General features: G+C 47.5%; 17 protein-coding genes. 3 read left to right on the top strand and 14 right to left on the bottom strand.

Going from position 1 to position 12209, the window contains the following annotated elements; all coding sequences use genetic code 11:
* Positions 1-87: 87 nt before the first annotated feature.
* From ACZ520_RS13965 to ACZ520_RS13975, 3 genes are all read left to right on the top strand, one after another.
* Positions 88-612, top strand: coding sequence for a DUF2062 domain-containing protein (locus ACZ520_RS13965; protein WP_088564481.1), 525 nt, complete (start codon positions 88-90; stop codon positions 610-612).
* Between the two features lie 12 nt (positions 613-624).
* A complete protein-coding gene (locus ACZ520_RS13970; protein ID WP_464126165.1) occupies positions 625-2580 on the top strand; it encodes a TIGR03545 family protein in 1956 nt (651 codons plus the stop codon).
* Positions 2581-2778: 198 nt separating this feature from the next.
* The gene (locus tag ACZ520_RS13975; protein ID WP_464126167.1) at positions 2779-3879 is read left to right on the top strand and encodes a hypothetical protein; all 1101 of its coding nucleotides are present in this window, start codon (positions 2779-2781) and stop codon (positions 3877-3879) included.
* A 133-nt stretch (positions 3880-4012) separates the two neighbouring features.
* Here the strand turns inward: ACZ520_RS13975 and ACZ520_RS13980 are convergent, their stop codons facing one another.
* From ACZ520_RS13980 to rplF, 14 genes are all read right to left on the bottom strand, one after another.
* The gene (locus ACZ520_RS13980) at positions 4013-4585 is read right to left on the bottom strand and encodes a TlpA disulfide reductase family protein (protein WP_088564478.1); all 573 of its coding nucleotides are present in this window, start codon (positions 4583-4585) and stop codon (positions 4013-4015) included.
* 208 nt (positions 4586-4793) lie between these two features.
* Positions 4794-5339, bottom strand: coding sequence for a 50S ribosomal protein L17 (rplQ, locus tag ACZ520_RS13985; protein ID WP_417865086.1), 546 nt, complete (start codon positions 5337-5339; stop codon positions 4794-4796).
* Positions 5340-5493: 154 nt separating this feature from the next.
* The gene (locus ACZ520_RS13990) at positions 5494-6525 is read right to left on the bottom strand and encodes a DNA-directed RNA polymerase subunit alpha (RefSeq protein WP_038448232.1); all 1032 of its coding nucleotides are present in this window, start codon (positions 6523-6525) and stop codon (positions 5494-5496) included.
* A 20-nt stretch (positions 6526-6545) separates the two neighbouring features.
* Positions 6546-7172, bottom strand: a complete 627-nt coding sequence (rpsD, locus tag ACZ520_RS13995; protein ID WP_011165329.1) for a 30S ribosomal protein S4 — start codon at positions 7170-7172, stop codon at positions 6546-6548.
* Between the two features lie 10 nt (positions 7173-7182).
* The gene (gene rpsK, locus ACZ520_RS14000) at positions 7183-7575 is read right to left on the bottom strand and encodes a 30S ribosomal protein S11 (RefSeq protein WP_011165330.1); all 393 of its coding nucleotides are present in this window, start codon (positions 7573-7575) and stop codon (positions 7183-7185) included.
* Positions 7576-7589: 14 nt separating this feature from the next.
* Positions 7590-7964 (bottom strand): 30S ribosomal protein S13, encoded by a 375-nt coding sequence (gene rpsM, locus ACZ520_RS14005; RefSeq protein ID WP_011165331.1) that lies wholly within the window; start codon positions 7962-7964, stop codon positions 7590-7592.
* 2 nt (positions 7965-7966) lie between these two features.
* On the bottom strand, positions 7967-8080 hold the full coding sequence (gene rpmJ / locus ACZ520_RS14010; protein WP_011165332.1) for a 50S ribosomal protein L36: 114 nt from the start codon (positions 8078-8080) through the stop codon (positions 7967-7969).
* Between the two features lie 130 nt (positions 8081-8210).
* A complete protein-coding gene (locus ACZ520_RS14015; protein ID WP_088564476.1) occupies positions 8211-8846 on the bottom strand; it encodes an adenylate kinase in 636 nt (211 codons plus the stop codon).
* Entirely contained in the window at positions 8846-10174 is a 1329-nt protein-coding gene (secY, locus tag ACZ520_RS14020) for a preprotein translocase subunit SecY (protein ID WP_088564475.1), read from the bottom strand. Before secY ends, ACZ520_RS14015 begins: the two co-directional genes overlap by 1 nt.
* Positions 10174-10611, bottom strand: a complete 438-nt coding sequence (gene rplO, locus ACZ520_RS14025) for a 50S ribosomal protein L15 (protein ID WP_088564474.1) — start codon at positions 10609-10611, stop codon at positions 10174-10176. Before rplO ends, secY begins: the two co-directional genes overlap by 1 nt.
* A 2-nt stretch (positions 10612-10613) precedes the next feature.
* Entirely contained in the window at positions 10614-10799 is a 186-nt protein-coding gene (rpmD, locus tag ACZ520_RS14030; RefSeq protein WP_232469151.1) for a 50S ribosomal protein L30, read from the bottom strand.
* Between the two features lie 20 nt (positions 10800-10819).
* Positions 10820-11278: a 30S ribosomal protein S5 gene (gene rpsE / locus ACZ520_RS14035; RefSeq protein ID WP_041577917.1), complete on the bottom strand. Its 459-nt coding sequence runs from the start codon at positions 11276-11278 to the stop codon at positions 10820-10822.
* A gap of 10 nt (positions 11279-11288) precedes the next feature.
* On the bottom strand, positions 11289-11654 hold the full coding sequence (rplR, locus tag ACZ520_RS14040; protein WP_088564472.1) for a 50S ribosomal protein L18: 366 nt from the start codon (positions 11652-11654) through the stop codon (positions 11289-11291).
* Between the two features lie 12 nt (positions 11655-11666).
* On the bottom strand, positions 11667-12209 hold the full coding sequence (rplF, locus tag ACZ520_RS14045) for a 50S ribosomal protein L6 (RefSeq protein WP_416480131.1): 543 nt from the start codon (positions 12207-12209) through the stop codon (positions 11667-11669).

Raw genomic sequence — 12209 nt, forward strand, 5'->3', positions numbered from 1 at the left:
GTTTACGACAAACCGCCCCTTGTGTCCTCGGGTTTCTACTTGCCGCCTTGCATTTATGCTTATTAAAATTCCTGCAGGAGGAAATCCATGACGGCCTTACTGAAGCAGATTTTTAATTTTCTAAAACTCCTCAACTCGGACACCGGAACCAACCAATTGGCCTCCGGCCTGTCGCTGGGACTGATCCTGGGGTTTTCCCCGTTTATTTCCATTCAGACTTTTGTGGTCTTTGCGATTATCTTTATTTTCCGCGTGCAGATTGGTGCCGCCTTCCTGTCGGCGTTCTTTTTCAAGTTCGTGGCCTTCATGTTTGACGGACCGGCTCACCACCTGGGTAAAGCCGTGCTCGAAAACGAAAGTCTGAAACCGCTGTTCACCACCATGTACAACATGCCGCTGGTGCCAATGACCCGCTTCAACAACAGCATCGTGATGGGATCCATGATTGTTTCCATCCTGCTTTTGCCGTTTGCGTTTTTTGCCTTCAAAGCGCTGATCCTGAAATATCGCGCGACGGTGGTGGCAAGATTCAAAGGCACGAAGTTCTGGAAAGCCTTCACCGCGACCAAGCTTTACAACTGGTACTGCACTTACGACAACCTTTACGGCTAGGACACACAGCACATGACAACACCTGAAACAACACCCGTAAAAAAGAAAAAAGAAAAAGGCCCGATCCGCTGGGAAGCCATCATTCCGTTTGTGATCATCTGTGCGGTGATTGGATTGTATTTCCACTTCTTCTTCGACTCTCACCTGCGTAAGGGCATGGAATGGGCCGGTTACAAAGCTGTCGGCGCCGAAGTGAACATCGCCAAAGTCGAAACCAGTTTCTTCAACGCCAGCCTGCGCATTCAGGGCATCGAAGTCACTGACGCAGAAAAGCCGACCCACAACTCTTTGAACATCGGCGACATCCGTTTCTCGATGCTGTGGGATGCTTTGTTGCGCGCCAAAGTGGTGGTGAATGAAGCGGCCGTTGAGCAGATCGCCTTTGGTGTGAAGCGTGCCCGCCCGGGCCGCGTGGCTCCGCCCGAGCCGGTGTCCAACGAACCAGGACTTGCTGACAAACTGAAAGAACAAGCCATCAGCGAAGCCCAGCAACAAGCTGGTGACAACGTTCTGGGTGACGTGATCGCGATGCTGACGGGCACTGACGCCAACGTGCAACTGCAAAAGCTGCAGGATTCATTGCCATCCAAAGCAATGCTGGAAAACTTCGAAAAAGACCTGAAAGCCAAACAAGCCGCCTGGGATGCGCGCATGAAGTCCCTGCCACAAGGTAAGGACATCGAGGCTTTGAACAAGCGCTTGAACAGCATCAAGTATAAGGACTTTAAAACTCCGCAGGAACTGCAGTCTTCCCTGCAGGAACTGGATAAAGTCTTTAAAGATGGCGATGCCATGTACAAACAAGTGCAGGGCGCAAGCAATGATCTGCAAAAAGATCTGAAAGCGCTTGAGGCCCAGTACAAAGAAATCGAAAAGCAGGTCAAGACCGACATCAAAAGTCTTGAGCAGCACTTCCGCATTCCAAAGCTGGATGCCAAGTCCATGTCGATGGCGATCTTCAATCGCTATTTGGGACCGTACAAAGCCAAATTCTTCCGCTACAAGGCCATGGCCGAAAAATACATTCCGCCCAACCTGCTGAATAAAAAAGAAAAAGATCCGGAAGATATTCCTCTTCAACCACATCCGCGTGAAAACGGAATCAGCTATGAATTCGGTCGTCCGAATTCTTATCCACTGGTTTGGATCAAACGCACGGCAGTCAGCTCTCAAGCGGGTCTGACTCCGGATGCCGGGAACATCAAAGGTGAAATCCTGGATATCACCACCCACCAGAAGCTGATCGGCAAGCCGACCGTAGCCTCTTTGTCCGGGGACTTCCCGTCCAAGGAAATCATGGGCTTCCTGGTGCGCCTGTCATTGGATAACACCAAGCCTGACAGCATCGTGGACTATCGCTTCAAGGTGGATTCCTACTCGATCGAAGGCAAAGAACTGGTGCAGTCCCCTGATGTGCAGATTGCCTTTAACAAGGCCAAAGGCAGCATCGGTATCGAAGGCAAGCTTGTGGGTCTGAAGAACATCACGGTGAACATGGATAACAAGTTCACCCAGATCGAATACGCCGTCGGATCCAAGAACGAGATTGCCGACCAGATTCTGAAGGCGGTCTTTGCCGGAATCCCGGTGGTGACGCTGACCGTGGACGGTCAGGGCACGTTCCCGAATGTTCCTTTGTTTATCAACTCCAACTTGGGACCTGAGCTGCAAAAAGGATTCGAAAAGCAGATCCAGGCCAAGATTGACGAAGCCCGCAAGAAAATCGAGGCCTACGTCAATGAAGAGATCGGCAAACAGCGCGCCCGCGTGGAAGCCGAAATCAACAAACTGCGCGGTGATCTGGACAAGGAAATCAAAAAAGCCGAGACCCAGTTGAACGAGCAGAAAAAACAAGCCGAAGCCCGCGTGAATCAGGCGAAAAAAGACGCCGAAAACCAAGGCAAGAAGCAGCTTGAAAAAGAAGGCCAGAAAGCTGTTGATGAATTGAAGAAAAGATTCGGACTTTAAGATTTCAAATTTTCTGACAACGCAAAAGACACCCTCAAAAAGGGTGTCTTTTTTTGTCTAATTTTTCAGCATGGTCCTGTAAAGATCTTCGACGGTAACTCGTAACTTACTGTTTTTACTTATCAATTTTCCTCACTTTTTCACTTTGCCTCTGTTTTAAGCATTTACTTTCATGCTAGCCTTGACGATGAGGTAGGTATGAAAGCATCGTTCAAAACACATTTAGCAGTTTTAGGTTGTGTGATTGGAACCCTCTCTGCGGGTTGCGCGAAAATGAATTTTGCGCCGGTCCCTGAGCAGGACACCACCGCGGTCACTCCGCCGACCACTCCCAGCAAAACCATCTCGACCAGCGAGGTCGTGGCTTACGGCAACAAACAGGTCGACTTCCTGTTTGTGCTGGATGATTCCAATTCGATGCTTCCCGAGCTTAGAAAGCTCGCAGCCCGCATGGGCACGTTCGTAAGCTCGCTGGATGCCAGCAATATCGACTGGCAAATGTGCCTGACGACCACCAGAGGCGTTTCTTCTGGCGGCTCCCTGGTCTATGGCACCCCCTACAATTGGGCCAACTATACACCCGCTGGTGGGTCTCCGGCCTATATCCTGAGAAAAGGGACTGCCAACCTGAATACGATTTTTAATTCCACGATTGATGCCCTGACCATTGGGGGCGGCAGCTCCGGGGATGAGCGTGCAATCAAAGCCGCCCATGACCATTTTGAAGCCGCAGGTTCCCATGGATGCTATCGCCCGGGCGCCGCGATTTCTGTGATCGTGATTTCCGATGAGGACGAGCGCTCTGTGGGGGGCGTGGCTTCCCGTGTGAAAGCAAATGATGCCGCCGGCGTGCTGTTACCGATGGAGGCATCCGACATGCCTGCCAATCTGGTGGCTAAATCCAAAAACGTCTTCGGCCCGGATGTGCGCTTCACATTCAGTTCGATCATCGTGAAACCCGGCGACACCGCTTGCGAGGCCGAACAGGATAAAGACACTTCTCCAAGCCACGCAGGCTACTTCTACGAAGAGGCCTCCAGACTGAGCGATGGAGGCGTGGGAAGCATCTGTGATTCCGACTACAGTGCCAACTTGAACACGTTCAAGGACAAGATCGTGAACTCGCTTTCCAATCTGACTTTGGAATGCGAACCGGTTCCGGAAACCTTGAAGGTCAGCATCGACGGCTTGAACATCCTGAACTACAAAGTCGAGAAGAGCATTTTGAAATTCACTTATGCTTTGATCGAAGGAACCAAGATTGACCTGCAATACGACTGCGTAGAGGGGATTCCATAGCAAGGCGACGACGTCGCCGCGCGCTCAAGCAAACTTGTTTGCGCGCGCCCAAGCAAGCAGACCTGTCTGCGCGCGCTTCTTCAAGCCTTTAAACGAAAAAAGCCGCTCTCTCGAGCGGCTTTTTACTTTACCCTTACTGAGCAGGCTTCGTCGTTAATAAGCCCTGGATATAGGATACCGAGTCTTTATTGAACCACTCGATGGATCCCACAACTTTTTTAACCAGCTTGTGGTCCGTGCCCAGCACCAGGGATTCCGGCAGGCGCGCCACCTGGAACCGTTTCATCAAAGAGCGGTCTTCATCATAGACGATATGGATATTAGCGCCCTTCATTTCGGGGAAGGACTTCATAAAGACATCGATGTCATTACGACTGCTGTCACCAGAAACTGCGATAAGTTGTACGTCGCCTTTGAATTCCTTGATCAGCTTGACCAGGGAAGGGACTTCCTCGATACAAGGTCCGCACCAGGACGCCCAGAAGTTCAGAATAACCACTTTACCCTTAAAGGCTTCAAGCTCGACAGCCTTTCCGTCCAGATCCTTGGTCACAAAGTTAGGAACGCCTTCTTTTTCCATGGCTTCAATCGTGGCGTAATCTGAGGTGGTTTGGTTCAGCTTGCTGGCAAAGAACTGGGTGTAGGCCCACAAACCGGCTGCTGCCAGAATAAAGACGATACCGAAGGCTTTAAGGTGTTGTTTCATGGGACTCCCCTTCCAGCAAGGAACTGAGTATCCAAGGTAAAGATTGTCGTCCGGGATGGCAAGACGCACTGGTGATAAATGGCGAGAGCGGTTCGCAAAGCCAGTGAGAGGTCCGAGAGTTCTGAAGGATAAAACGAAGGACGCTGAAAATAAAAAAGGCCCAAGTTTCCTTGAGCCTTTTTTTGAAGACCTTAATCAGATCCCGGAATTAAGCGCGAGCTGCAGATGCTGCTCTGTCTTTCTTCTGAGCCTTTTTAACAGCTTTCTTCTTCGCTGCTACTGCTTTAGTGGAAGCTTTTTTTGCTACAGCTTTTTTAGCTGGAGCTTTTGTAGCTTTCGCAGTTTTAGCGGACTTTTCAGATTTCTCTGCAGTGTCAGCTGTTTTAGCTTCGAAATCGTAGTCTACGAACTCAAGGAATGCCATTTCAGCAGTGTCACCTGGGCGACGACCGATCTTGATGATACGAGTGTAACCACCAGGACGTGTTTTGAAACGTGGAGCAAGATCCTTAACGATTGTAGCAACCGCTTCTTTGTTAGGGTAACGAGAAAGCAACAAACGAGTTGTAGCCAAGTCACCTTTTTTACCCAAAGTGATCGCTTTTTCAACGTGGCGACGTACTTCTTTAGCACGGTCAACAGTTGTAGTGATACGGCCGTGCTCGATCAAAGAAGTCACAAGACCTCTCAACAAAGCTTTTCTTGGGCCAGATTTACGATCGAAATGTTTTACTCTTCTTCTGTGTGAACTCATTTTATTCTCCGGTTAAACGGGCTGACCGTATCAGGTATCAGCACGATAGAACACTCTGGGTTTATTTGGTTAGAGTGTTACTTTTCAGGGCTCCGTGCCCTCGCAGCCCCGCAGGGCCGCGTGTTCAAACACCGTTCTTGGTGTCTATTTTAGATTACTGTTGAGTCTCTCTCTTTTGAGGAGGTTGACTTGGATCCCAACCAGCCGGTGGCCAGCCTTCGATCTTCATGCCAAGACCCAATCCCATTTCGCCCAGAATTTCTTTGATTTCATTCAAAGATTTACGGCCGAAGTTTTTAGTCTTAAGCATTTCAGCTTCAGAACGTACTACCAACTCGCCGATGTAGCGGATGTTAGCGTTCTTCAAGCAGTTCGCAGAACGAACAGAAAGCTCAAGGTCGTCAACAGAACGGAACAAGTTCTCGTTCAGAGTTGGAGAACCAAGCTCGCGTGCTTCTTCTGCAGGCTCCATAGTCTCGTCGAAAGTCAGGAAGATTTGCAGTTGTTCTTTCATGATTTTGGAAGAAAGAGCTACTGCTTCTTCTGGCTTCAAAGAACCGTCTGTCCAAACTTCAAGAGTCAATGCATCGTAGTCAGTTCTTTGACCAACACGCGCGTTGGAAACATTGTAGTTCACTTTTCTGATTGGGCTGTAAAGAGCGTCAACGCCGATAAAGCCAACTGGCAGATCAGTTTCTCTGTTTTCAACTGGTACATAACCACGACCGAAACTTACAACGATTTCCGCGTTGAAGTTTGCGTTCGCGCCCAAAGTAGCGATTGGAAGATCTGGGTTCAAAACCTCGATCTTATCGGTAGTTTGGATGTCCGCTGCAGTTACTTTGCCTGGACCTTTTTTGGAGATCTTCAAAGTCAAAGAATCTGCAGTGTACTGTTTAAAGCGCACTTCTTTGAGGTTCAGGATGATGTCAGTGACGTCCTCAAGAACATCTGGGATCGTAGTGAACTCGTGCAATACGCCTTCGAACTTAACAGCTGTAATTGCAGAACCCATCATGGAGCTAAGAAGAATTCTTCTTAGGGAGTTACCCAAGGTAACGCCAAACCCTCTTTCAAGGGGACGGATAATGAATTTAGCGTAGTCATCACGAAGAGAATCACGATCAACCTCAAATCCCTTTGGTTTGATCATTTCTCTCCAAAACTTATAATAGTGCTCTTGCATAGCTCCCCCGAGAGGTAAAATTATCTTGAGTAGTATTCAACGATCATGTTCTCTTCAACAGCAACTGCTACGTCTTCACGATTCGGAAGATCTTTAACAGTTCCAGTGAACTTAGCATGATCGGCTTCAAGCCATGCTGGCACAGAGCGTCTAGCTACCGCTTGGATAGCAGACTGGATCTTAGCCATTTCGCGGCTTGATTCAGCAACTTGAATAACATCGCCTTTATTCACAAGAATGCTTGGGATGTTAGCTCTTTTACCATTCAACAGGAAATGGTTGTGCTTAACAAGCTGTCTTGCTTCGCGACGAGAATTTGCGTACCCCAAAGTGTACACAACGTTATCAAGGCGAGTCTCGAGGAATTTCAGAAGCGCATGACCGGTCAATTCTTTTGCACGGTTGGCTTCTCCAACATATTTCACAAATTGTTTCTCAGAAACGCCATAGTATCTCTTGGCTTTCTGTTTTTCACGCAATTGAAGCGCAAATTCAGAGAACTTCAAACGAGATTGACCATGTTGTCCTGGAGGATAAGGTCTTCTTTCGAAAGAACACTTATCTGTGTAACAACGGTCACCCTTCAAGAAAAGTTTCACGTTTTCGCGACGGCAAAGCTTACAAACGCTTTCGTTAATGCAGCTCACGATATACTCCTTAGATTCTTCTACGCTTAGGTGGACGGCAACCGTTGTGAGGAACTGGAGTCACGTCTTTAAGAGACAAGATTCTCATTCCAGTAGCAGCCAATGCACGAATTGCAGGCTCACGACCAGCGCCTGGTCCTTTCAAGTAAACGTCCACAGATTTCATGCCTGCTTCCATAGCTTTCTTTGCAGCGTCTTCTGCCGCGACTTGAGCTGCAAATGGAGTACCTTTACGGCTTCCTTTGAAACCGAGGTGACCTGCAGAGGACCAGGACACGGTAGCACCGGTTGGATCAGTCATCGTTACGATAACGTTACCGAACCCAGCTTGGATGTAGCAGTTCCCTTGAGGAACGTTTCTTTTTACTTTTTTCTTTGTAACAGCTTTTTTATCAGTGTTCATTTACGCAACCTCAATTATACGGCTTTTTTCTTGTTAGCTACCGTCTTCTTAGGACCTTTGCGAGTACGTGCGTTAGAACGAGTGTTCTGACCACGAACAGGCAAGCCTTTACGGTGGCGGATACCACGGAAGCAGTTCAGATCCATCAAACGTTTGATGGACTGACCGATTTCACGGCGCAAGTCACCTTCTACTTTGAAGTTAGCTTCAACGATGCTACGGATTTTAGCAATGTGCTCGTCAGTCAGGCCTTCAGTTCTTAGTTCAGAAGGAATACCAACTTGCTTGCAGATCATAGCAGCACGAGGACGGCCGATGCCGTAAATATAAGTCAATGCGATTTCAACGCGCTTATTTCTAGGTAAGTCGACACCAAGGATACGTGCCATGATTAACCCTGCCTTTGCTTATGTTTAGGGTTCTCGCAGATAACGCGAATAACGCCTTTTCTTTTAATAACTTTACACTTGTTACAGATAGCCTTAACTGATGGTCTTACTTTCATAATGTCTTCCCATACGCTTATAGTTTCCACTTTTATTAAAAAAGTGAAAATTCCAGCAAAAACACGAATGCGGTCCGGCACGCTAACACCGAAAAAACACAAAGTCTAGAGATAAAAATAATACAGCCGTCTATTTTATTATTTTTTCGATCTCTTTATAGACTTCTTCGGTGTCCCTATTTCCGTCCACTTCAGTATATTTGCCTGATTTTTTATAAAACTCTTTTAGGGGGCTTGTGAACTCTTCATAAGTCTTCAGGCGGGTCTCAATAACCTCTGCCTTGTCATCATTCCGTTGAATGACCTCACCACCGCACAAATCACATTTGCCCTCTACTTTGGAGGGCTTACTGACTATATGATAGACAGCGCCGCAATTTTTACAAACGCGTCTGCCAGTCAGCCTGTCCATCAGGATTCTCATGGGAACTTCAAGGAAGATCGCCTTCCCGATGGATAGATTCATTTTTACAAGTAATTCATCTAGAGCCTGGGCCTGAGCCACAGTTCTAGGGAAACCATCTAAAATAAAGTTTTGGATGCCTTTTTGGAGAACTTCTTCAACCATGCCGATAACGATGCTATCTGGCACTAGCTGACCTTTATCCATAAATTCCTGGGCTTTTTTGCCGAGGTCCGTCTGCCCTTTAATGGCTGCCCTGAATAGATCGCCAGTGCTGATCTGTGTCATTCCCTGGCGTTTAATCAAAAGCTCAGACTGCGTACCTTTACCGGCCCCCGGGGCACCAAACAGGATCAAGTTCATTAGAACTGAACCCTTCTGCTACGGATCTTAGCACCCTTAAGGAAGCCCTCATATTTCTGAGTGATCATATGAGACTGGATCTGTTGAGCAGTGTCCAAAGCAACACCCACCAAGATCAACAAGCTAGTACCACCAAAGTGGAACGGAACGTTGAACTGGTTCACCATGATGCCTGGAAGAATACAAATAGTACAAAGGTAGATACAACCTACTACGTTTACGCGTTCCAAAACTCTTTGGATGTAGTCTGCAGTGGATTTACCAGCACGAACGCCAGGAACGAAACCACCGTATTTTTTCAGGTTGTCTGCCACGTCGTTCGGATTGAATACGATCTCTGTGTAGAAGAAGGAGAAGAAGACAATCAAAGCCACGAACATGATGTTGAAGATAGTACCGGAAGGATTCAAAGAATCCTGAAGGGCCTTCAACCAAGGCGTGTTCACGAATTGAGCCATTGTCGCCGGGAACATCAACAAAGAGCTCGCGAAGATTGGCGGGATCACACCAGAGATATTAAGTTTGATAGGAAGATGAGAGGTCGGAGTCTGCATGGATTGCATGCCGCCACCGCCCTGTCTTTGAGAGTACTGAACTGTGATTCTACGCTGAGCCACTTCCATATAGATAACGGCTGCGATGATCGCCACCATAAAGGCAACCAACAAAAGAACCAATGCAAAACGCATTTCGCCTGTGCGAACAAGCTCCCAAAGCTGTTGAGCACCACCAGGGATCGCAGCAGCGATACCAGTGAAGATGATCAGGGAAGTACCGTTACCGATACCACGCTCTGTGATCTGCTCACCCAACCACATGATAAAGCAGGTACCTGCTGTCAATGTGATGATAGTCATGATTTGGAATGGAAGGAATGCCACAGTTGGAGCGATCACCAAAGGATGTCCATCCGGGCTTGTGGAGTTCATCAACCACGTGCTGATACCGTAACCTTGGATAATCGCCAAAGCCACCGTCGCATAACGAGTGTACTGGTTGATTTTACGACGACCTTGCTCCCCTTCTTTCTTAAGAGCTTCCAGATACGGGATCGCAGAAGTCAAAAGTTGGAAGATGATGGAAGAGGAGATGTAAGGCATGATTCCCAGTGCAAAGATACTGAACTGGGAAAGAGCTCCACCTGTGAAGGTATTAAATAGGCCAAAAATTCCACGGCTTTGAGCCTGGAAAAAAGAGAGCACCGCAGATCCGTCTACTCCAGGAGTCGGAACGTGTACACCAATTCTGTAGATGGCCAAAAGGGCCAATGTGAACAAGATGCGCTTACGAAGATCAGAATTTTTTGCGATGCTCTCAATTGCAGACACTACTTAATTACCTCGACTTTGCCGCCAGCAGCTTCAATAGCTTTCTTAGCGCTTTCTGAGAATTTATGAGCTTTTACAGTCAAAGCTGTTTTAAGCTCGCCATTTCCCAAAATCTTAACAGCGCCTTTGGAAATAAGTCCAGCAGCGTGTAGAGATTCAGGAGTGACTTCTCCAGAAAATTTAGCAAGTTGGCCAACGTTTACAATCTCAAAGTTGTTTGCGAAAGCTACGTTGCTGAAACCAAACTTAGGAAGACGACGGTGCATAGGTGTTTGACCACCCTCGAAGCCACGACGCACTGTCCCGCCTGTGCGAGCCAATTGACCCTTGTGACCTTTGGTAGAAGTGCCGCCCATGCCAGAACCGATACCACGACCGATTCTTTTTGGAGCATGCTTGGATCCTGCCTTAGGTGCCAATGTTTTAAGCAAGCTCATGATTACCCCTTAACTTCAACATCAAGAAGATGTTGAACTTTCATGATATTACCACGTGCCGCAGCAGAATCTTTCACTTCAACAGTTTGGTGAAGTTTCTTAAGACCAAGAACGCGAACTGCGTCCTTTTGATCCTGCGTGCATTTGATAGTTGATCTTTTCAAAGTTACTACGAATGTTTTAGCCATTTTTGCCACCAGTCCGCGAATTAAAGCTGTTGTTTCAACTGCTTCAAGCCGTCGATTGTTGCTCTTACAGCGTTGTGCGGGTTACGAGTACCAACACACTTAGTAAGAATGTCTTTTACACCTACAGATTCAAGAACGGCACGTACCGCACCACCCGCGATGACACCAGTACCTGGAGCAGCTGGCTTCATGATAACCTTAGCTGCACCAAATCTACCGATAACTTCGTGAGGGATCGTACGACCTTCCTTCAAAGCTACAGATTTAGCAGATTTTTTAGCGGATCTGCTTGCTTTACCGATTGCTTCTGGAACTTCACCAGCTTTGCCGGAACCGAATCCAACATCACCAGCTTTGTTACCCACAACTACTAGAGCTGCGAAAGAGAAGCGACGACCACCCTTAACAACTTTTGTTACACGGTTGATCGCGACTACACGCTCTTCTAATTCAGCTGCTTGAGCTTGAACTTTCTCCACACATCACTCCTTAGAAATTCAGGCCGCCCTCACGAGCGCCGTCAGCAAGAGATTTAACACGTCCATGATAGAGGTAACCGTTTCTGTCGAAAACAACGTCTTTGATGTTTTTCGCAGTAGCTGCTTTAGCTGCTTCGATACCAACAAGTTTCGCCATTTCGATACCGGATTTGTCCTCTTTACCAAGAGAAGAAACAGCCACTAGAGTGTTGCCGTCTACGTCATTGATGATTTGAGCGTAAACATGCTTACCGCTTCTGAATACGCAAAGACGAGGTCTTTCCGCAGTCCCTTTAACAGTCTTGCGGATTCTGATCTTCTTCTTGAGGCGATTTACTTTTCTTTCGCTTGTATGCTTACTAAATTTCAATTTCATACTTTACCTCAATTATTTACCAGCAGACTTACCGGCTTTACGTCTGATCTGCTCACCAGTGTAACGAACACCTTTGCCCAGGTATGGCTCTGGTGGACGGAAGGAGCGGATTTTCGCCGCAACTTGACCAACAAGCTCTTTACTTGGACCAGTGATAGACAACTGTGTTTGCTTATCAACTTTAATTTCAATACCTTCTGGGATATCGAAGATTACAGGGTGAGAGAAGCCCAAAGAAAGCTCCAACTTTTTACCTGCAACGTTTGCACGATATCCAACCCCTTGAAGCTCCAGACCTTTAGTGAAGCCCTTAGTAACGCCAGTAACTGCGTTCTGGATAAGTGCTCTGTAAAGACCGTGCATCGCGCGGCTTTCTTTAGTTTCATCGTTCGGAGTCAAAACCACTTTGTTGCCGTCGATTTTCGCGGAAACATTTGGTTTCATACCGATTTTCAAAGAGCTTTTCGCACCTTTAACGACTACTTCGTTAGCAGGTGTAACGCTCACTTGTACTGTGTTATCAAAAACAACGGGTGCTTTTCCAATACGAGACAT

The organism is Bdellovibrio sp. BIS2 (genome assembly GCF_055398295.1).